Annotated in this window: 18 protein-coding genes; 9 read left to right on the top strand and 9 right to left on the bottom strand. The window is 75.0% G+C overall.

Annotation, left to right across the window (positions count from 1 at the left end):
- Nucleotides 1-26: 26 nt before the first annotated feature.
- The 3 genes from AB5J54_RS03285 to AB5J54_RS03295 all read right to left on the bottom strand — a co-directional run bounded on the left by AB5J54_RS03285 (nucleotide 27) and on the right by AB5J54_RS03295 (nucleotide 3,558).
- Nucleotides 27-2,021: an NAD-binding lipoprotein gene (locus AB5J54_RS03285; RefSeq protein ID WP_369142341.1), complete on the bottom strand. Its 1,995-nt coding sequence runs from the start codon at nucleotides 2,019-2,021 to the stop codon at nucleotides 27-29.
- 65 nt (nucleotides 2,022-2,086) lie between these two features.
- Nucleotides 2,087-2,854 (bottom strand): NPP1 family protein, encoded by a 768-nt coding sequence (locus tag AB5J54_RS03290; protein ID WP_369142342.1) that lies wholly within the window; start codon nucleotides 2,852-2,854, stop codon nucleotides 2,087-2,089.
- Nucleotides 2,855-2,991: 137 nt separating this feature from the next.
- A complete protein-coding gene (locus AB5J54_RS03295) occupies nucleotides 2,992-3,558 on the bottom strand; it encodes a TetR/AcrR family transcriptional regulator (protein ID WP_369142343.1) in 567 nt (188 codons plus the stop codon).
- 79 nt (nucleotides 3,559-3,637) lie between these two features.
- Between AB5J54_RS03295 and AB5J54_RS03300 the strand changes: the two genes are divergently transcribed.
- The 7 genes from AB5J54_RS03300 to AB5J54_RS03330 all read left to right on the top strand — a co-directional run bounded on the left by AB5J54_RS03300 (nucleotide 3,638) and on the right by AB5J54_RS03330 (nucleotide 11,395).
- Nucleotides 3,638-4,810 carry an FAD-dependent monooxygenase gene (locus AB5J54_RS03300; protein WP_369142344.1) on the top strand — a complete coding sequence of 391 codons (1,173 nt, stop codon included), beginning with the start codon at nucleotides 3,638-3,640 and terminating at the stop codon, nucleotides 4,808-4,810.
- Between the two features lie 33 nt (nucleotides 4,811-4,843).
- The gene (gene mgt, locus AB5J54_RS03305) at nucleotides 4,844-6,055 is read left to right on the top strand and encodes a macrolide-inactivating glycosyltransferase (protein WP_369142345.1); all 1,212 of its coding nucleotides are present in this window, start codon (nucleotides 4,844-4,846) and stop codon (nucleotides 6,053-6,055) included.
- A gap of 124 nt (nucleotides 6,056-6,179) precedes the next feature.
- Nucleotides 6,180-7,631 (top strand): ABC transporter substrate-binding protein, encoded by a 1,452-nt coding sequence (locus AB5J54_RS03310; RefSeq protein ID WP_369142346.1) that lies wholly within the window; start codon nucleotides 6,180-6,182, stop codon nucleotides 7,629-7,631.
- Entirely contained in the window at nucleotides 7,628-9,379 is a 1,752-nt protein-coding gene (locus AB5J54_RS03315) for an ABC transporter permease subunit (protein ID WP_369142347.1), read from the top strand. Before AB5J54_RS03310 ends, AB5J54_RS03315 begins: the two co-directional genes overlap by 4 nt.
- A complete protein-coding gene (locus tag AB5J54_RS03320; protein WP_369142348.1) occupies nucleotides 9,360-10,298 on the top strand; it encodes an ABC transporter ATP-binding protein in 939 nt (312 codons plus the stop codon). The genes AB5J54_RS03315 and AB5J54_RS03320 overlap by 20 nt, the downstream gene beginning before the upstream one ends.
- Nucleotides 10,295-10,987 (top strand): ABC transporter ATP-binding protein, encoded by a 693-nt coding sequence (locus AB5J54_RS03325; RefSeq protein WP_369142349.1) that lies wholly within the window; start codon nucleotides 10,295-10,297, stop codon nucleotides 10,985-10,987. Before AB5J54_RS03320 ends, AB5J54_RS03325 begins: the two co-directional genes overlap by 4 nt.
- 9 nt (nucleotides 10,988-10,996) lie before the next feature.
- Nucleotides 10,997-11,395 carry a DUF4440 domain-containing protein gene (locus AB5J54_RS03330; RefSeq protein WP_369142350.1) on the top strand — a complete coding sequence of 133 codons (399 nt, stop codon included), beginning with the start codon at nucleotides 10,997-10,999 and terminating at the stop codon, nucleotides 11,393-11,395.
- A gap of 56 nt (nucleotides 11,396-11,451) precedes the next feature.
- On the opposite strand, the gene secD is transcribed toward AB5J54_RS03330, so the two are convergent.
- Together secD and AB5J54_RS03340 are read right to left on the bottom strand one after the other, a co-directional pair.
- Nucleotides 11,452-13,734, bottom strand: coding sequence for a protein translocase subunit SecD (gene secD, locus AB5J54_RS03335; protein ID WP_369142351.1), 2,283 nt, complete (start codon nucleotides 13,732-13,734; stop codon nucleotides 11,452-11,454).
- 141 nt (nucleotides 13,735-13,875) lie between these two features.
- Nucleotides 13,876-14,316 carry a hypothetical protein gene (locus AB5J54_RS03340; protein ID WP_369142352.1) on the bottom strand — a complete coding sequence of 147 codons (441 nt, stop codon included), beginning with the start codon at nucleotides 14,314-14,316 and terminating at the stop codon, nucleotides 13,876-13,878.
- Nucleotides 14,317-14,501: 185 nt separating this feature from the next.
- Between AB5J54_RS03340 and AB5J54_RS03345 the strand changes: the two genes are divergently transcribed.
- Nucleotides 14,502-15,182, top strand: coding sequence for a lysophospholipid acyltransferase family protein (locus tag AB5J54_RS03345; protein ID WP_369142353.1), 681 nt, complete (start codon nucleotides 14,502-14,504; stop codon nucleotides 15,180-15,182).
- A gap of 14 nt (nucleotides 15,183-15,196) precedes the next feature.
- On the opposite strand, the gene AB5J54_RS03350 is transcribed toward AB5J54_RS03345, so the two are convergent.
- Nucleotides 15,197-15,589, bottom strand: coding sequence for a DUF4345 domain-containing protein (locus tag AB5J54_RS03350; RefSeq protein WP_369142354.1), 393 nt, complete (start codon nucleotides 15,587-15,589; stop codon nucleotides 15,197-15,199).
- A 93-nt stretch (nucleotides 15,590-15,682) separates the two neighbouring features.
- Between AB5J54_RS03350 and AB5J54_RS03355 the strand changes: the two genes are divergently transcribed.
- Nucleotides 15,683-16,291 carry a TetR/AcrR family transcriptional regulator gene (locus AB5J54_RS03355; protein ID WP_369142355.1) on the top strand — a complete coding sequence of 203 codons (609 nt, stop codon included), beginning with the start codon at nucleotides 15,683-15,685 and terminating at the stop codon, nucleotides 16,289-16,291.
- Between the two features lie 25 nt (nucleotides 16,292-16,316).
- On the opposite strand, the gene AB5J54_RS03360 is transcribed toward AB5J54_RS03355, so the two are convergent.
- The 3 genes from AB5J54_RS03360 to AB5J54_RS03370 form a co-directional block, all read right to left on the bottom strand.
- Entirely contained in the window at nucleotides 16,317-17,240 is a 924-nt protein-coding gene (locus tag AB5J54_RS03360) for a glutaminase (RefSeq protein ID WP_369142356.1), read from the bottom strand.
- Nucleotides 17,237-18,301: an enoyl-CoA hydratase/isomerase family protein gene (locus tag AB5J54_RS03365; RefSeq protein WP_369142357.1), complete on the bottom strand. Its 1,065-nt coding sequence runs from the start codon at nucleotides 18,299-18,301 to the stop codon at nucleotides 17,237-17,239. The genes AB5J54_RS03360 and AB5J54_RS03365 overlap by 4 nt, the downstream gene beginning before the upstream one ends.
- A 262-nt stretch (nucleotides 18,302-18,563) precedes the next feature.
- Nucleotides 18,564-19,247, bottom strand: a complete 684-nt coding sequence (locus tag AB5J54_RS03370; RefSeq protein ID WP_369142358.1) for a GNAT family N-acetyltransferase — start codon at nucleotides 19,245-19,247, stop codon at nucleotides 18,564-18,566.
- Nucleotides 19,248-19,425: the final 178 nt, after the last annotated feature.

Genomic DNA, 19,425 nt, shown 5'->3' on the forward strand with positions numbered 1-19,425 from the left:
GCTGTGCCCGGGTTGCCGCGGGCGGGTCAGGGGCGGCCCCGGGCGATGACCACGATCTCGTCCTCCGGGTGCCAGTACCGGACGTGGTCCTTGGGCGGGTTGAGGCGCAGGCCGTGGTCCGGGGCGGTCGTGGCGCGGTAGCCGATGGCGCAGGCGCCCTGGCGGGCCGCCGACGCGGCGACGGCGGCGAAGGGGGTGGCGCGTCCGGCCGTGACGTAGTGGGACGCCGGGCGCAGATGGAGGCTGTTGCCGTCCGGGGCGAGGAGTTCCTCGAACACGGCGGCGAGGTGGGGGTTCTGGGAGATCTGGGTCATCAGGAGTCCGATGAGCCTGCCGCTGACGACGAAGTCGGCTCCGGGGGCCGGCGGTGCGATGAGCCGGTTGCGGTCGTCGGTCATCTCGGTCACCACGGGGAGGGAGAGGCCGCTCGCCCGTTCTCCGGCCCGCAGGTGGAGCAGGGTGACGAGCGTCCGGTCGTCCGGGTCGGCGTGGCCCGGCCGGTGGTCGGGGCCGAGCACGATCACCGCGTCGTAGCGGGCCAGGTCGAGCGCGTCCGTGGTCGCGCGCAGCGTGGGGTCGCCGGGCCGGTGGAGCACCGTCACGCGCGCCCCGACGGCTTCGGTGACGGTCCGGATGCCGGTGAGGGTGGCGGTGCGCGGCTCGGCCACGATGTCGAGGGCCGAGCCGGGTGGCGCGCCGTCCGCCCACCGGGCGGCGACACGGGGGGCCCTGCGGTTCCAGCCGAGGAGGAGGACGTGTGCGGGCCGTGCCGGGGGCTCGGGCGGTGCGTGCGTGAGGGCTGTCGGGTCGTAGGGGGCGGGGGTGACCGACAGTCGGGTCGACCGTTCGTCCTCGGCGATCACGAGGAGGGTGTCGTCGGCGAGGATCCGGGTGGAGCGGGGCGGGTTGAGCGTGACGGTGCCGTCGCCGTGGACGAGGCCGACGGCGGTCGACACGGGGCAGGCGCGGGCGGCCTCGTCGAAGGTGCGGCCCCATGACGCCGGTTCCCGGACGGTGTGGAACTCGTGCCCGGCGAAGTCGAGGAGTTCCTGGTGGACGAGGGAGAGTCCGGGCCGGCGTACGCAGTCGACGAGGAGCCGGGCCGCGATGTCGTCCATGTCGAGGACGGTGGCCCGGGGCCCGCCGGCCAGCCGGGCGGCGTGGAGGTGGCGGTCGTCGCGGACGGCGGCGACGACGCGTAGGGGATCCGTCTCCCCCGTGGACGCCGAGAGGCAGAGCAGGGTTTTGACGACCTCGGCGTCGTCGCGGGGGTGGTCACGGGGCAGGACGAGGACGCAGTCCGCGGTCGTCGGGCTCACGCGCGCGAGTGCGGCGGGATCGGTGGGGCGACCGGTGCGGCAGACGATCCTGGTGCGGCCCGTGGGGCCGAGGGTGGCGTGGAGCTCCTCCTCCATGGCGGGTTTGTCGCGGTCGGCGAGGACCGCGATGACCCGGCGGTACCGGTCGGTGCGGGCGGCGACGAGCTCGGAGACGACGGTCGGGATCTGCTCGGACCAGCCGAGGACGACGGTGTGTCCGCTCTCCAGGATCTTGGCGTGACCTCGGTTGAGGGCGATGAGGCGGTCGGTGAGGCCGGTGGTGATGAGGCTGACGAGGGTGGAGACGTAGAAGAGGGCGATGAGGGCGAGGAGTACGGACAGGGCGACGCGCAGCGGGGGTCCGACCTCGCCGCCCAGCCGCATGGTCTGTCCGGTGTTGCGCCACACGGCCGCGATCCGGGAGCCGAGGGAGGCGGGAGTGCGCTGGTCGGTCCAGGCCAGGACGGTGCTGACGGGGACGACGAGCGCCAGACAGACGAGGGCCAGCCAGCCGCAGAGCGCGGCGGTGCCACGGGTGAGGGTGGTGTCGAACCAGTACCGGAGGCGTTCCTCGGCGGAGCGGGTCCGGTGGTTGGGCAGGGGCCGGGGGTCGACGGGCGAGGTTTCCCCGGGCGGGTCGGCATCGGGTCCCTGTGCGGCGCCCCGCTGCCCGGGAACGACCTTTTTGTCTTCTTTTCGCACGTCAGCAGCGTGCCGCCCCGCCGTCGGCGGCGGGGCGGCATCGGGGCATGTTCATCCCTTCGTGATCAGGCGTAGGGGTCGAAGGGGATTCCGGCCGGCTTCGCCTTGGCCAGGTGGGAGGCGAGGTTCCCGTCCTTGAGGCCGAAGACCGCGCTGCCGAAGTCGGCCTGGGTGAGCTTCTCCCGGATGCCCGCGGGGTAGCCGTTCCAGCCGACCAGGGCGGGGAACTGCCAGGTGTGCTGGTGGTTCTCGGGCGGTTCGTCGTGGGAGTTCGCCGGGCGGAAGCAGTGGGTGCCGATGCCGTCCTTGTGGTAGACGATCTTCGGGTGGGTGCCGTCCCAGCGGATCCGGTCGCGGGCGTAGATGTCGAAGTCGCCGTGGGCGGAGGTGGAGACGTACTGCGCCTGGTCGTTCTGCACCCAGACGACGACGTGCTCCCAGTCGTGGCGGTGTCCGCCGAGACTGCTGCCGGCCACGGCCTGGTCCTTCTCGAAGTAGAGCCCGTAGATGACGGCGCACCAGCCGTTGTTGCACTTCGCGCGCGCGTACCCGTTGGTGTTGGTGAGGTCCCAGGCGTCGCGGCACTGGCCGTTGAGGGCGCCGGAGGGGTTGAGGCCGCCGTTGAGCGTCCCGTCGGGGCCGATCGCGGGGGTCGGGTAGCAGCCGTCCGTGTCGTAGTCGTAGGCCGGCTGGAAGGTCTGCTCCAGGCCGTCGGCGTTGGCGGGCAGGGCGGTGGGCGGTGCGGCGAGCGCGCTGGCCGGCAGGGCGATGATCAGCGCGAGGGCGCCGGCGAGGGCGAGGGCGCCCCTGGTGGCGTACGCGGGTGTCTTCACTGCGTCCCCCTGGGTCGGTGGGCTTGGACCGACCCGCATCCTGGCATGCACATCTCAAGTACGCGAGGGTGCCCGAGCCGCCCGGGGCAAGCCTTCACCCCGCCGCCACCTCCGGTCGGCCGCCCCCGTGCACGGCCTCACCCCAGCGCGGCCTCCACCAGGCGGCGGATCTCCTCGGCGGGGACGGTGCCGCCGTTGACCAGGCGGTCGAAGACCAGGCCGTCCACACAGGTGAGCAGGGTGACCGTGCGCGCACGGGCGTCCGCGAGCCCCCGGGCGGCGAGGAAGTCCTCGACGGACTGCCGGGCGGCGTTGTCCCGCGGCACGAGGATCTCCCTCAACTCGGGGTGGTGCACGCTCTCCAGGGCGCACGCGTAGCGCGCGAGGGAGCGACGGCGGCCCTCCCCCGCGAGCCGGAGCCCGGCGAACGCGGTGAGCCCGGCGACGAGTTCCCCGGCGTCGCGCGGCGCACCGGCCCGCTGCCCGGCCTCCTCGATCTCCGCCTGGTCGCGCTCGACGAGTCGGCGGACGAGCGCGGTCAGGAGCGACTGACGGGTGCGGTGGTACGCGGACGTGGTGCCCGGCGGCAGGCCGGCGGCCCGGTCGACCGCGCGATGGGTGAGCCCGCGCATGCCGTGCTCGGCGAGCACGTCGATGGCGGTGTCGGCGAGGAGGGTGCGTCGGGCGGTGGCGTCGGCGGGCATCCCCCCTTTCTACACCTGTAGAGGCGAGGAGTACGGTTCTTCTACGGCTGTAGAAGAACCGTGGAGAGAGGTGCCTGGCATGGACGGCGGGAACGCGGTGGTGGTCGGTGGCGGGATCGGCGGCCTGGCGGCGGCGATCGGACTGCGGCGGGTCGGCTGGGAGGTGACCGTCCTCGAACGCGCCGCCGCCCTCGGTGACGCCGGCGCGGGGATCTCCCTCCACACCAACGGCATCCGCGCCCTGGACGCGCTGGGCGTCGGCGCGGGCGTACGGGAGGCGGCCCGGCCCCAGTACACCGGCGGCACCCGCGTCCCGGGCGGCGGCTGGCTGGCCCGGATGGACGGGGCCGCCCTGGAGCGGGCGCTCGGCACCCCGATCGTCGGGATCCCGCGCGCCGACCTGCACCGGCTGCTGCGCGCGGCGCTGCCCGACGGGTGCCTGACCGTCGGGGCGGAGGTGACCTCCCTGGATCCGACGGGGCCGGACCGGGTGGGCGTGGTCACCGGGGACGGGATACGGGAAGCGGATCTGGTGGTCGCCGCGGACGGCGTGAACAGCGGCCTGCGCAGGCTGCTGTTCCCCGGGCACCCGGCTCCGGCGTACAGCGGATCGACGGTCCTGCGCGCCCTCACCGACTCCCCCGTGACACCGGCATCCGACTTCGAGCTGACCTGGGGCCGGGGCGCCGAGTTCGGGCACATCGCCCTCGCCGACGGGCGGGCCGAGTGGCACGCCGTGCTCAACTCCCCGCCGGGGGTACGCCATCCGGATCCGCTGGAGGTGCTGCGGCGGCGTTTCCGGGACTGGCACGAGCCGATCCCGGCCCTTCTCGCGGCCACCCGCCCCGAGGCCGTGCTGCACCACGACATCCACGAACTGACCACCCCGCTGCCGGCGTTCACCACCGGCCGGGTCGCCCTGCTCGGCGACGCGGCCCACGCCATGACCCCGAACCTCGGCCAGGGCGCCTGCCAGGCCCTCGAGGACGCGGTGTCACTGGCCGCCGCGCTCGCCGCCGCACCCGACATCGGCACGGCGCTGTCCCGGTACGACACGGAGCGGCGCCCGCGCAGCCAGTCCGTCGCCCGCGCCGCCCGCCGGGCCGGCCGGATGGGCCAGCGGCTCGCGCATCCCCTCGCCGTCGCCGTACGCAACACGGCCCTGCGGGCGGCGCCGGACGGCGTGACCCTGCGCGCCATCCTGCGGCACGCCGACTGGACACCGCCGAGCCTGCACCCGCGAAATGAATAGACGATACGTATCGTCTCGCCTAGGGTGGTCGACATGACCACCCCCGCACACATCGCCATGTTCTCCATCGCCGCCCACGGCCACGTGAACCCGAGCCTGGAAGTCATCCGCGAGCTCGTCGCACGGGGCCACCGCGTCAGCTACGCCGTCCCCGCGTCCTTCGCCGAGAGGGTCGCGGAGACCGGGGCGACGCCGGTCGTCTACACCTCCACCCTGCCGACCGACGACGACCCGGACGCCTGGGGCACCGAGCTGATCGACAACCTGGAACCGTTCCTCGCCGACGCGACGCAGGCGCTGCCGCAGCTCGCCGAGGCCTTCGACGCGGACCGGCCGGACCTGGTGCTCCACGACATCACCTCCTATCCGGCCCCCGTCCTCGCCCACGCCTGGGGCGTGCCCGCCGTCTCGCTGTGGCCGAACCTGGTGCCGTGGGAGGGGTACGAGGAGGAGGTCGCCGAGCCGATGTTCGCCGAGCTCAAGGCCTCGCCGCGCGGCAAGGCCTACTACGCGCGCTTCGAGGAGTGGCTCCGCGCGCACGGGATCGACACCGACCCGGACCGGTTCGTCGCCCGCCCGCGCCGGGCGATCGTCCTCATCCCCCGGGCCATCCAGCCGCAGGCCGACCGGGTCGACGAGTCCGTCTACACCTTCGTCGGCGCCTGCCAGGGCTCGCGCGCCGAGCAGGGCGAATGGCAGCGGCCGGCGGGGGCGGAGAAGGTGGTCCTGGTCTCGCTCGGCTCCTCGTTCACCAAGCAGCCCGGCTTCTACCGCGCCTGCGTGGAGGCCTTCGCCGGCCTCCCGGGCTGGCACGTCGTCCTGCAGATCGGCAGGTTCGTCGCCCCCGAAGAGCTCGGCGAGCTGCCGGAGAACGTCGAAGTGCACTCCTGGGTGCCCCAGTTGGCGATCCTTCGACAGGCCGACGCCTTCGTCACCCACGCAGGCGCGGGCGGCAGCCAGGAAGGGCTCGCGACCGCCACCCCCATGGTCGCCGTGCCGCAGGCCGTCGACCAGTTCGGGAACGCCGACATGCTTGAGGCCCTGGGCGTGGCGCGGCATCTGCCCATGGCGGAGGCCACCCCCGAGCGGCTGCGGGAGGCCGTGCTCACGCTCGTCGGCGACCCGGAGGTGGCGCGCCGCGCACGGGAGGTCCAGGCGTCGATGGCCCGCGAGGGCGGCACGCTCCGCGCCGCCGACCTGATCGAGGCGGAGCTCGGCCTGCGCTTCCGAGGGACCGTTAAATGAAAATGATTGTCATGATGCTAAGGTCGGGGCGTCCCCGCACGTCGCTCCCCTGAGGACCCCTGTGTTCCGCCTGCCTTCGCACCGTTCCCGCCCGTCGTGGCGCGGCCCCTCGTCCCTCGTCGCCGTGGTCGCGGCGACCGCCCTGCTCGGCGGCTGCTTCGCCGGGAGCGGGGCGGGAGGTGAGGACGCGAGCGGGCGGATACGGGTCGCGATGATGCAGCCACCCCGGTCCGGGCTGTCCCCGCTGTCCGACGACGCCTTCAAGCTGTCGCGCTGGTCCACCGCCGAGACCCTGGTCCGGCTCGACCGCGACGGGAACGCCGTCCCCTCGCTGGCCACCGGGTGGCGGCGGTCCGGGCGCACCTGGACGTTCACCCTGCGCGAGCGGGTGACGTTCCACGACGGGACGATCCTGACCGCCGAGGCCGTCGTCCGCTCCCTCACCGCCGCCGTACGGGCCTCGCCGAAGCCCCGCATCCTCGACGGGGTCGACCTCACCGTCCGCGCGGCGGGCCCTACCGCGGTCACCGTCACCACGGGCGCCGCCGACCCCCTCGTACCGCAGCGGCTCAGCTCGCCGCAGCTCGCGATCCTCGCCGCCAAGGCGTACGCGGGACGGACCGTGAACCCCGTCGGGGCCGGGACGGGACCGTTCGTGCTCGTCCGGGCCGACGGGACCGCGTCGGCGACCCTCGACCGGTACGAGCGGTACTGGGGCGGGCGCGCCAAGGCCACCGGCATCGACGTCCGCTACGTCCCCGACGGCACCGCCCGGGCCGCCGCGCTGCGCACCGGTGAGGCCGACATCGTCGAGGCCGTCCCCGTCGCGCAGGCCCGGCTGCTCGACCAGGAGCTGCTCACCGAGGTGCCGATGCCGCGCACCAACACCCTCTACCTCAACACCCGGCGCGGCCCGTTCAAGGACCCGGGCCTGCGGGCCGCCGCCCGGGCCGCCGTCGACGCGCGCGGTCTGGTCGCCGGGGTGTACGAGGGCCGGGCCGACCTCGCCACCGGGCTCCTCGGCCCCGCCCTGCCGTGGGCGGCGCCGCTGCGCGCACCGGTGCGGCACACCCCCGCGGCCGCCCCGCGGGGCGCCGCGATCACCATCGGCACGTTCACCGACCGGGCCGAGCTGCCCGAGGTCGCTCAGCTGCTCCAACAGCAGCTGGAGAAGGCCGGGTTCAGAGTGCGGCTCGACGTGCGGGAGTACGCCGCCGTCGAGGCGGACGCGCTGGCCGGGAAGTTCGACGCGTTCGTCCTGTCACGGGCCACCGTCCTGGACTCCGGCGACCCCGCCGCCTACCTGTACAGCGACTTCGCGAGCGACGGCTCCTTCCACCTCTCCCAGCTCTCGGACCCGGGCGTCGACCGGGCGCTCGCCACCGCGTCGGCGGCTCCCGTCGGCGAGGCCCGCCGCCGGGCGATCGTCGCGGCGGAGGCCGCCGTGCTCGCCACCGACGCGGCCGTGCCGATGCTGCACGAGCGCGTCGTCCAGGGCGACGCCGCCGGTGTCGTGGGCGCCGCGCACGACCCCCGCGAACGCGAACTCGTCACCGTCGACACGTACGTACGGTGAAGGCCGTCGCTGTCAGGGCGGGAGCGCTGCTCGGCGTCCTGGCCCTGGTCGGACTGCTGCCCCTGCTCTCCGGCGAGGACCCCGCGCTGCGGGTGCTGCGCGCCCGGTCCGCCGAACAGGAGCCGACCGCCGAGGCGCTGGCCGCGATCCGCGCCGACCTCGGGCTCGGCTCCGGACCGTGGGCGCTGCTCGGCGACTGGGCCGGCGGGGTGCCGCACGGCGACCTCGGGACCTCCTGGGTGTCGGGCGCGGAGGTACTGCCGTCGGTCACGGCGGGACTCGGCGTGTCGCTGACCCTGATGGGGGCGGCACTGCTCGTCGCGCTCGTCGTCGGGGCGCTGTTCGCCGCCCCGGTGCTGCTGCGGGGCCGGGCCACGGGTGGCGCGGTGGCCGCGATGCTGACCTCGGTGCCGGAGTTCCTGCCGGCCCTGGCGCTGCTGATCGTCGTCGGGGTGTGGCTGGGATGGCTGCCCACCTCGGGCTGGGTGGGCCCGGCCCATGTGGTGCTGCCCGCGCTCGCCCTGGGCCTCCCGGCCGGCGCGCTGCTCGGCCGGCTCGTCGCCGACGCGCTCCCCGCCGTCCTGGCGGAGCGCTGGGTCGAACTGTGGCGCGGGGCGGGCACCGGCACGGCCCGGATCCGGGCGGCCGCGCTCCGGCGGACGCTGCCCGCGCTCGCCGGGCAGTTCGGCATGGTGGTCGTCGGGCTGACCGGCGGGGCCGTCGCCGTGGAGACCGTCTTCGCCGTGCCGGGCATCGGGCGTACGGCGCTCGGCGCGGCCCGGTCGCAGGACCTGCCGCTGCTCCAGGGCTGTGTCCTCGTGCTCCTCGGACTCGGCCTGCTCACGGGCGGGTCGGCATCGCTGGTGCGGCGCGTGCTGCTCGGGCCCGCGCTGCGGGAGGCGGGCCTCAGCCTGCCGCCGCCCCGGCCCCGGCGGATCCCCGTCGCCGTGCCGGTGGCGCTCGCCGTCGTGCTCGCCGGGGTGATCGGCTGGGGGCTGCTGCGCGATCCGTACGCCGTCGACCTCGGCGCGCGCCTCGCCGGGCCGTCGGCCGAACGGCCGCTGGGCGCCGACGCGTTGGGGCGCGACGTGCTGGCCCGCCTCGGGCACGGCGCGGCGGCGACGGTCGGCACGGCCGCCGCCGTGACCCTCGCGGCCCTGGTGGTCGCGCTCGTGCTCGGACTCCTCCCGGGGCCCGCGGCGGCGTTCGCGGACGTCGCCAACGCGCTGCCGCCCGTCGTCCTCGGGCTCCTGGTGGCCGCCGTGACCGGGCCCGGCGCGGGAGCGGCGGCGCTGGCCGTGACGCTCGGCGCCTGGCCGCCGCTCGCCTCCCACGCGGCGGCGCTCGTCCAGGAGGTGCGGGCGTCCGGGTTCCTCGTCGCCCAACGGGCGCTCGGCGCGGGGCCGTGGTGGGTGTGGACCCGGCACGTCCTGCCGTCGGTGGCCGGTCCGGTCGCCCGGCACGCGGTGCTGCGGCTGCCCGGGGTGGCCCTGGCGCTCGCCTCGCTCGGCTTCCTGGGGCTCGGAGCACAGCCGCCGTCGCCCGAGTGGGGGCTGCTCCTGGACGAGTCGGCCGACTACGTCGAGCGGGCTCCGGTGGCCGCGCTCGCCCCGGCCGTGGCCCTCGCCCTGCTCGCCGCGCTCGCCGTCTCCCTGTCGCAGGGCTCCCCGCGGCTCCGGCCCGCCCGACCCCGTACCCGTACCCGTACCGCACGAAAGGTCCCGTCCGTTGCCGCTCCCTCCGTCTGAACCCCTGCTCGTCGTCGAGGGGCTGCGCGTGTCCTTCGCGGGCGCCCAGGCCGTGCGCGGGGTCTCCTTCGACGTCCACCCGGGTGAGGTCCTGGCGCTGGTCGGCGAGTCCGGCGCGGGCAAGTCCCTGACGGGCCGGGCGCTCCTCGGCCTCGCGCCGCGCGGGGCCGCCGTCTCCGGCCGCGTGCTGCTGCGCGGCGCCCCGGTCACTTCGGCCGACCTGGGTCGGCGGCTCGCGTGGATCCCGCAGGACGCGATGGCCTCCCTCTCCCCCGTCCACCGGGTCGACGCCCAACTGGCCTTCGCAGCACGGACGTCGACGGGGAGGCGGCGCGGTGCGGCCCTGGCGGTCGCGCGGCGGGCCCTCGCGGAGGTCGGCCTGACCGGCGCGGCGGCGTCCGCGTATCCGCATGCCCTGTCGGGCGGGATGCGGCAGCGTGCGGTCATCGCGATGGCGCTGGTCAACGGGCCGGACCTGGTGGTGGCCGACGAGCCGACGACCGCGCTCGACCCCGAGCGGCGGGATCAGGTCCTCGCGCTGCTGCGGGAGCGCTGCACGGCGGCCGGGGCGGCGCTGCTCCTGGTGAGCCACGACCTGGAGTCCGTACGCCGGCACGCCGACCGGGTCGCCGTGACGCACGCGGGCCGGATCGTCGAACTCGGCGCGGCCGAGGCGGTGCTGGGGCGCCCGGCCGCCCCGTACACCCGCGGCCTGCTGGCCTCCCTCCCGACGGCCGGGTTGCCGCACCGCTCGCGGCTCCCCTCGTTCGAGGGTGTTCCACGGCTGCCCGCCGCGGGGTGCGCCTTCGCCCCTCGGTGTCCGCGCGCGGACGCCCTGTGCCGGGGTGAGGATCCCGGGACGAGGGCGTTCGGGGGCCGGCTGGTGGCCTGCCATCACCCGGGGGAGGCGGCCGCGTGAGCGCCCTGCTCGACGTGCGGGACCTCGTCGTCCGGCGCGGGGCACGGACGGTCCTGGACGGGGTGTCGTTCACGGTGGCGGCGGGGGAGGCCGTCGGCCTGGTGGGCCCGTCGGGGTGCGGGAAGTCGACGACGGCCGCGGCCGTGCTCGGGCTGCTGCGGCCGGACGCCGGTTCGGTCCGCTTCGACGGGGTCGAGCTGACGGCGCTGCGGGAGCGGGAACTGCGGCCGCTGCGGCGCCGGTTCCAGCCGGTGTTCCAGGATCCGTACGGTTCGCTCTCCCCCCGGCGCCGGATCCGCGAGCAGCTCGCCGAGCCCCTGCGACTGCACGGCCTGTGGTCGGCCGCGGAAGGACCCGCGCGGGTCGCGGAGCTCCTCGGGCTCGTGGGCCTGGACCCGGCGCTCGGGGCGCGGCTGCCGCACGAGCTGTCCGGCGGCCAGTGCCAGCGGGTGGGCATCGCCCGGGCCCTGGCCGGCCGGCCGGAGCTCCTTGTGCTCGACGAGCCGACCTCGGCCCTCGACCCCACGGTGCGGGCGGGTGTCCTCAATCTCCTGATGGACCTTCAGGACGACTTGGGGATCGGCCTGTTGTTCGTCTCCCACGACACGGCTACCGTGCGGCACCTCTGCCACCGCATGCTCACCCTGCGCGGAGGACGGCTCACCGCCGAGGGGCGGGACGAGGCGTAGGGTCGTGTCATGTCCAAGACCGAGATTGACCAGGTGACCGCCGAGTTCTACGGCGCGTTCGACAACCGGGGCGGCAAGGCACCCGACGTGGAGCGGATCCGGCGACTCGTCCTGCCCCAGGGGGTCATCGTCTGCACGGCGCCCACCTTCACCACGTACTCCGTGGAGGAGTTCGTCGTGCCGCGCGAGCGGCTGCTCTCCGACGGGCGGCTCGTCGAGTTCTCCGAGTGGGAGACCTCCGAGGAGACGCGGATCGAGGGCGACATCGCCTCGCGGTTCGGCACCTACGCCAAGTCCGGGGTCCTCGACGGGAAGCCCTACGGCGGGGAGGGCACCAAGACGATGCAGTTCGTCCGGACGCCGGAGGGCTGGCGGATCGCGGCCCTCTCCTGGTTCGACCACTCCTGACCTGGACACCGGCCCGTCGCCCCCTCCTGTACGGGGAGGGCGACGGGCCGGCTCCGTCAGACCACGGCGCCCGCGCGCCGGCGCGGCGCGGTCGCGGCCGGCGCCGGGTTGCGGGTCTCCAGGCCCACGGCCAGCGGCATCGCCGTGAACACCGTGGACGCCATGCCGAGCACGACGCCCGCCAGGAGCGCGACGGAGAAGTCCGTGAGCGAGTCCCCGCCCAGGACCGCGAGCGCCACCAGGACGAAGAGCGCCCCCATGCCGGTGTTGACCGTACGGGGCAGGGTCTGGGCGACGGCCCGGTCGGCGAGGTCCGCGAGCGGCACGCCCCCGCCCCTGCGGCGCAGCTCCCGCAACCGGTCGAGGACGACCACGGAGTCGTTGACCGAGTAGCCGACGACGGTCAGCAGCGCGGCGAGGAAGACGCTGTCCACGGGCTTGCCCAGCCACGCGAACAGGCCGACCACCAGCAGGACGTCCTGCGTCATCGCCGCCACGGCCGCCGTGGCGTACGTCCAGCGGAACCGCACCGTCAGGTACAGGAGTTGGGCCGCGACCGCCAGGCCGAGCGCGAGGAGGGCGTGGGTGCGGAGCTCTCCGCCGAGGCTGGGGCCGATCAGGTCGTCGCGCTCCACCTCCACCGGGCCGGCGACCCGGGTGAGTGCCTCCCTCATCTCCCGCTGCTCGCCGTCACCGGTCTCCCGCACCCGCACCGAGACGTCGCTGTCGCCTGTCGTCTGCACGACGGCGTCGGGGAAGCCGGCGGCCGCGACGGCCGTACGGGCCGTGTCGGCGTCCACCGGGCGTTCGGCGGTGTACTGGACGACCCGGCCGCCGGTGAACTCGACGCCGAACTCCACTCCGCGCACGCCGATTCCGGCAAGGGCCACCAGCAGCAGCCCGGCGCAGCCGGTCAGCCAGCGGCGCCGGTGCCCCATCAGGCGCGGCACACGGCGGGTCAGCCGGGTCCGCAGCCGGCCGAGCGATGCCATGCCGGTCACGGCCGGCCGCCTGCGAACGGCGGGCAGGCCCAGCGTCAGGTCGGCGAGGAGCCGGGTGATCACCATCGCGGTGATCAGTGAGGTGAGGACACCGATCGCGAGCGTCACGCCGAAGCCCTTGACCGGTCCCGTGGCGAAGACGAACAGCAGTCCGGCCGCGAGCAGGGTGGTGATGTGGGAGTCCGCGACGGCACTCCACACCTTGCCGAACGCCGTCGCGACCGGCCGCCGCAGATCCCGTCCGGCGGACCGGCCGAGCAGGGCGTACTCCTCCCTGGCCCGTTCGAAGACCAGGACGTTCGCGTCCACGGCGATGCCGATGGCCAGGACGAAGCCGGCGAGACCGGGCAGCGTGAGGGTGGCTCCCACGGCGACGACGGCGGCGTACGAGATCAGTCCGTACAACAGGAGCGCGAGGGTGGCGAGGACGCCGAGGAGCCGGTACACCACCATCACGAAGAGTCCCGTGCAGGCCAGGCCGATGGCGGCGGCCAGGGCGCTGGCGCGGATCGCCTCGGCGCCGAGCGTCGGGCCCACGGTGCTCTGCTCGACCGTCGTCACCGGCACGGGCAGCGCGCCGCCCTGCACGAGCGCCGCGAGGTCGCGCGCCTCCTGGGCGGAGAACCCGCCGGTGATCTGCGCGGAGCCGCCGCCGATGCCCGCCCCACAGGGGACGCCGGCCTGCATGCCGGGTGCGGAGACGATCCGGTCGTCGAGGACGATCGCGACACGGCGCGCCGGGTCCGCAGGGGCGGCGCAGGCGGCGTCGCCGGTCAGCTTCGCCCAGCCGGCGGCCGCTCGGTCGCGGAAGACGAGGTCGACGGTCCAGCCGCGGCCGGTGGCCGTGTCGAGGACGGCCTCGGCGCTCTTGACGCCGTCGCCGGTGAGGGCGGGTGCCGCGAGGGCGAGGAAGCTGCCGGGGGCGTCCGGGTCGGCCAGGACGCGCGTCCCGCCGGCGGCCGCCGGTCGGGCCGGTCCCTGTGCCGTGCCGGTGACGGCGTGGAAGGTGAGCTGCGCCGTACGGCCGATGGTCTCGGCCGCCTGGCGCGGGTCGCGCAGGCCGGGCAGTTCGACGACGATGCGGCGCTCGCCGGAGCGGGCGAGGGAGGGTTCCGCGACACCGAGGCCGTCCACCCGCTTGCGGAGCACCTCCAGGGCGCGGTCGGTGGCGGCGGCGTCGGCGCGGACGGTGGGGCCGTGCTCGGTCTGCAGGACGATGCGGGTGCCGCCGCGGAGGTCGAGTCCGAGGCGGGGCGGGGTGGTCAGGGTGATCCAGAGGGAGAGCGCGACGACGGCGAGCGCGAGGAGCGCGCGCCGGAGCGAGGCACGAGAGGACATGGGTTCTCCACGGGCGTGCGCACGGCTCGGCGGGCGCCGCCTCTGCGGGACGGCGCCCGCTGTCCGTGCGGGGCGTTCGGTCGGATGCGCGTCGGGGCCGGGCCGTGGACATGCCGAAGGACCGGACGGCGACGCGGGACGTCAGCTGTGCCGGGTGGAGGGTGGTCCGCGCGACTCACGCGGGCGACGGGGGCCGCCGGGCGGCGCGCGCTCACGGCGCGGGTCGCCTTCGAGGAGACCGCGCGCCGGTACGGAGACGTCGACGGGCGCGGCGGCCGGGGCGGCGGGTGCCGCCGGGAACCGCACGGGGTTCTCGACGGCGGCCGGAAGCCCGACGACTGCGGCGGGCGCGAGACGCGGCTCGGCCGAGTCGGCGCGCGGGGCGGCGGGCGAGGGGCTTCGGGGGCTGGTGCCCGCGGTGAATGCCGCGGGGCCCTGCGGTGCGGTCGTCGACGTCGGGGCGCCCTGCGGGGCGGCGGTCGACGTCGGGGCGCCCTGCGGCGGCACCGGGGATGCCGGGACCAGTAGGAAGGACCAGAGTACGCAGAGGATCGCGGGCACGAGGGCCGCGATTCGACGCACCGGACGCCCCACCGTCCCCTCCCCCACCCCTGGTCGCCGCCCTGTCAGGACTCAGCGTAGACGGGGCTCATGACGACGCGGTACCCGGTACGCACGGCGGTTGAGTACGGATGCTCATGTCCGGTCCTCGGGGTCCCCGGACGATGGTTCCGTCATCGTTCCGCCTCGGCTCCAGGGGGCCTTCCGTGCTCAGCCGTCTCGCCGCCCACGTCGTCCCGTTCTTCGGACGACTGACCGTCACCTCGGACCCCGGGGCCCGGTTCGCGCCGGGCAGCATCCTCGTCGTGAACCACACCTCGCCGGCCGACCCGGCGCTCGTGCTCGCCGCGCTGCGCAGACGACTCGCCGTCGAGCCGGTCCTCCTCGCCACCTCGGGGCTCTGGCGGGTCCCGCTGCTCGGCCGGGCGCTGACCCGCGAGGGTCATGTGCCCGTCCACCGCAACTCGGCGCGCGCCGCGGCGGCCCTGGACCACGCGGCGGTGGCGCTCGCCTCGGGACGGCACGTGATGCTGTACGCGGAGGGGCGCATCCCGCCGCGCCGGGACGCCGCCGAGAACCCGCCGGAGATGTTCCGTACCGGACTCGCGCGGCTCGCGCGGGCGACGGGTGCGCCGGTCGTGCCGATCGGCCAGGCGGGTGCCCGGCGGATCACCTCGGGCGGGCGGGCGAAGCAGCTCGCCGGAGTGCTCACCGCGCCCGTCCGCCGGCCGGGCCTGCACGTCCACATCGGTGCGCCGCTGTATCTGCCCGACGACGTGGCCGCGGCGACGGAGCTGGCGCACGGCGCCGTGACCGAGGCGTGGCGGACGGCGGCGGCCGCCCTGGGCGAACCGGCGGCTCTCGGCGGCGGGGGGACGACCGGCTGATTCCGGGGCCTCGGTCAGGCGGCCCGCGCCTCCTCGTCCGCGTCCGCCAGCCAGAACAGCAGCGGGGAGAGGGCGAGTTCGAGGGCGGCCAGCGCGAGCTGGAACCAGTGCGGCCGGCCCTCGACGGCGAGGGACAGCAGTCTCCCGAGCGCTCCCAGCAGGAACACGGCGGTGAGACCGCGTACGGCCGCGGCGGGGATCGGTGACCGTCTCGCCGCCCAGAGCCAGGCGAGGCCGTAGCCGGCGAAGATCGCGCCGAAGAACCGTCCGAGGCTGTCGACGGTCGCACCGGCCGACTCGGCCCCCGGAATCGCGGCGTTGCCGGCCAGGACGTGGAGGAGTCCGATGGCCACGCAGGCGTAGCCCATGGTCAGGGCGAGCCCCCGAAGCGCCTTGGCTCTGCTCATGTCCGCGACCCCCATCAGTAGACACGCATCTAGTAGTGGTGCGCGTGCCAGCGTACGGCCGCTTACTGGACACCTGTCAAGTAAGCTGGTGGCGTGCCTCCCCGCAGACGCCTCAGCCCCTCCGACCGCCGCGCCCAGCTCCTGGACGTCGCCGCCCGGCTCTTCGCGGCGCTGCCGTACGACCAGGTGCTGATGGAGGAGGTCGCCGAGCGGGCCGGGGTCTCCCGCGCCCTGCTCTACCAGCACTTCCCCAGCAAGCGGGATCTCTTCGCCGCCCTCTACCAGGAGGTCTCCGAGCAGCTGCTGGCGAAGACGCGGCTCGACCCGGCCGACACCCTGGTCGAGCAGCTGACGCAGGGCCTCGACGCGCACATCGACTACTTCGCGGAGAACCGCCACACCGTTCTCGCGGCCAACCGCGTCCTGGCCGGGGACCGGCTCGTCCAGACGATCATCGACGGTGAACTCGACGTCCTGCGCGAGCGGTTGCTCGGCGCGCTGCCCCTCGCCGACGACCCGACCCGGGCGGCCGTGTCGGGGGTCCTGAAGAGCTGGCTGGTCTTCGTGCAGGTGCTGTGCGTGGACTGGCTGACCCACGAGACCTGTACCCGCACCGAGCTGCGCGACGTGTGCGTCGGAGCGGTCGTGGGCGCCCTGCGGCCCCTCCTCGACGAGGACCCGGCGCCGGACTGGCCCCGCTGACCACGGGGCGCACCCGCGCCGCCCGTCAGAAGACCGAGAGTCCCGTGATCGTCGTGAACCGGTCGAGTGCCGTCACGCCCGCCACCGAGTTGCCCCGGCTGTCCAGGCCCGGGCTCCACACGCACAGGGTGCAGCGGCCCGGGACGACGGCCACGACCGCCCCTCCGACGCCGCTCTTGCCGGGGAGCCCGACGCGGTAGGCGAAGTCCCCGGCCGCGTCGTAGGTGCCGCAGGTCAGCATGACGGCGTTGACCTGCTTGGCCTGACTGCGGGTCAGCAGGCGGCTGCCGTCGGCGCGGAGCCCGTGCCGGGCCAGGAAGCCGGTGGCGAGGGCCAGGTCGCCGCAGGAGGCCTCCAGGGAGCACTGGCGGAAGTACTCGCGGAGCAGGTCGGGGACGGGGCCCGTGATGTTGCCGTACGAGGCCATGAAGTGGGCGAGGGCCGCGTTGCGGTCGCCGTGGGACGCTTCGGAGGCGGCGACGCCGGCGTCGAAGGCGAGGTCCGGGTTGCCGCTCTCGGCCCGCAGGAAGTCGAGCAGGGTTCCGGAGGCGTCGCCGGTCAGGCGGTGCAGCCGGTCGGTCACCACGAGGGCGCCCGCGTTGATGAAGGGGTTGCGCGGGATGCCGTGTTCGTACTCCAGCTGCACGAGGGAGTTGAACGGGTCGCCGGACGGTTCCCGGCCGACGTGCGCCCAGAGGGCGTCGCCCTCCCCGGCGAGGGCGAGCGCGAGGGTGAAGACCTTGGTGACGGACTGCGTGGAGAACGGGCGCCGCCAGTCCCCGACTCCGTAGACCGTGCCGTCGAGTTCCGCCACGGCCATGCCGAAGTCGCGCGGGTCGCCCGCCGCGAGGGCCGGGATGTAGTCGGCCGGGGTACCGCGGTCGGTGAGTTCGGCGAGCTCCTCGGCGATGCGGTCGAGGACGGGCTGGAAGGAGGTGCTCGCGGTCACACGCCACCCCGCGGCGCGAGGCCGAGGTCGCCGCCGTCCGGCACGGCGAAGTAGCGGGCGACGTCGGCCTCCGTGACCTCGGCGAGGGTCGCCGGGGTCCAGTGGGGGTCGCGGTCCTTGTCGACGACCTGGGCGCGGATGCCCTCGACGAGGTCGGGGGTGGTGAGGGCCGCGCAGGAGACGCGGTACTCCAGGTCGAGGACCTCCTCCAGGCCGGGGAGGGCGCGGGAGCGGCGGAGGGTGGCCAGGGTCGCCTTGAGGGCGGCCGGGGACCGCGTGAGGAGGGTCTCCGCGGTCTCCTTGGCGGTGGGCACGCCGGTGTCGAAGAGGCGCTCGACGATCTCCTCGACGGTCGGGGCGGTGTAGCAGGCGTCGATCCACTCCCGGTGCTCGGCGAGGACGCCCTCAGGCGGCGCGACGGCGTGGCGGGCGAGGGCCTCCTGCGCCGGCAGCTCCGTCAGATCACGGGTCAGCGCGGGGAGTTCGGCGGAGGGTACGAAGGCGTCGGCGAGGCCCGTGAGGATCGCGTCGGCGGCGCCGATGTGGCCGCCGGTGAGGGCGAGGTGGGTGCCGAGCTCGCCGGGGGCGCGGCCGAGGAGATACGTTCCGCCGACGTCGGGGACGAAGCCGATGCCGGTCTCGGGCATGGCGACCCGGGAGCGTTCGGTGACGACGCGGACGGAGCCGTGCGCGGAGACGCCGACGCCGCCGCCCATCACGATGCCGTCCATGAGGGCGACGTAGGGCTTCGGGTAGCGGGAGATGCGGGCGTTGAGCCGGTACTCGTCCCGCCAGAACGCCGCGGAGGCGGAGCCCCCGGCGCGTGCGTCGTCGTGGATGGCGCGGATGTCGCCGCCGGCGCAGAGGCCTCGCTCCCCGGCGCCTTCGATGACGACCGTGGTGACGGCCGGATCGTGCTCCCAGGCGGTGAGGGCGTCGTCGACGGCGAGGACCATGGCGTGGGTGAGCGCGTTGATGGCGCGGGGCCGGTTCAGGGTGATGAACCCGGCGCGGCCCTCCGTCCGGAGGAGCACGTCGGGGGTTCCGGTCGGCACGGTCACTCGGTCCCTTCGGGTGGCACGACACTGTGTCCCGGCCACCGTACCGGGACGCGTCGCACCCTCCGGAGCGGGGTGGAGGGGCGGGAAGGACTCATCCGCTTCTCGCGGATCCTGATTGCACGGTGCGCGGTCCGGTGACGGCCGCTACTCCGCGTCCTCACACCGAGTCCTTCCCGTCACCTCCATGGAACCACCGGTGGGACGGCGGCGCGAGCGCCGGTCACGGGACGTGGTCACGGGGTGACCACGTCCCGCCCCGGCCTCAGGCCGGCAGCAGGTCCTGCGGGATGCGCACCTGCCGGGGGGTGGAGAGGCGCAGCTCGATGATGTCCCGGACGGTGGGCCATTCCTCGTCGAGGATCGAGTAGAAGGCCGTGTCCCGGACGGCGCCGTCGAGGCCGCGGGAGTGGGCGCGCCGGATGCCCTCGCAGGTCGCTCCGAGGCGCTCGATGGCGATTCTGGAGCGGGTGTTGCGGGCGTCGGCGCGCATGGTGATGCGGCGGACGCCCCAGGCCTCGAAGGCGTGCCGGAGCATGAGGTACTTGGCCTCGGTGTTGATGCCGGTGCCCCGGGCGTCGCCGGCGATCCAGGTGTTCCCGATCTCGGCGGCGTCCGGGACGGCGGTCAGCGGATCGCCGTGGGGCATGCCGGGGACGGGAGGCCAGATCAGCGGGCCCCGCCAGTAGTCGAGTTCGAGGAAGCGGGTCGAGCCGATGACTCGCTCGTCGGCCGTACTGACCAGGGCGAAGGGCAGGCACCGGCCTGCCGCCTGATCGGTGAGGGCGCGGGCGATGTAGTCGAGGGCCGATTCGAGGCCGTCGGGTACGGGGGTGAAGGCGTAGGCCGCTCGGTCCGCCCCGCCGGCCCGGGCGAGGGCTTCGGCGTGCCGCATCGCCAGCGGCTCCAGGCGCACGGAGCGCCCGGTCAGGAGAACAGGTACTGGCACGGATCCTCGGGTCTTTCACGGGCAGGGACGACTCCCGCCGCGGGGTGGCCGCGGCGGCAGCAGGAGGGGGTTCTCGCCCGGTGCCGGAGGTGTCGTGAGAACGACAAATGAGCAGGTAAAACGGTTCGCCACCGGGTGCGAGGAGGATCAGTATGCAGCCACAACCGCTCCGAGAACA

It is taken from the genome of Streptomyces sp. R44, from assembly GCF_041053105.1.
Lineage (GTDB): Bacteria > Actinomycetota > Actinomycetes > Streptomycetales > Streptomycetaceae > Streptomyces.

What these genes read in the sequence shown, in the direction of transcription:
- AB5J54_RS03295 (WP_369142343.1), bottom strand. Translation starts at nt 3,558, where the DNA reads ATGCCCGCCGACGCCACCGCCCGACGCACCCTCCTCGCCGACACCGCC.
- AB5J54_RS03300 (WP_369142344.1), top strand. Translation starts at nt 3,638, where the DNA reads ATGGACGGCGGGAACGCGGTGGTGGTCGGTGGCGGGATCGGCGGCCTG.
- mgt (WP_369142345.1), top strand. Translation starts at nt 4,844, where the DNA reads ATGACCACCCCCGCACACATCGCCATGTTCTCCATCGCCGCCCACGGC.
- AB5J54_RS03330 (WP_369142350.1), top strand. Translation starts at nt 10,997, where the DNA reads ATGTCCAAGACCGAGATTGACCAGGTGACCGCCGAGTTCTACGGCGCG.
- secD (WP_369142351.1), bottom strand. Translation starts at nt 13,734, where the DNA reads ATGTCCTCTCGTGCCTCGCTCCGGCGCGCGCTCCTCGCGCTCGCCGTC.
- AB5J54_RS03350 (WP_369142354.1), bottom strand. Translation starts at nt 15,589, where the DNA reads ATGAGCAGAGCCAAGGCGCTTCGGGGGCTCGCCCTGACCATGGGCTAC.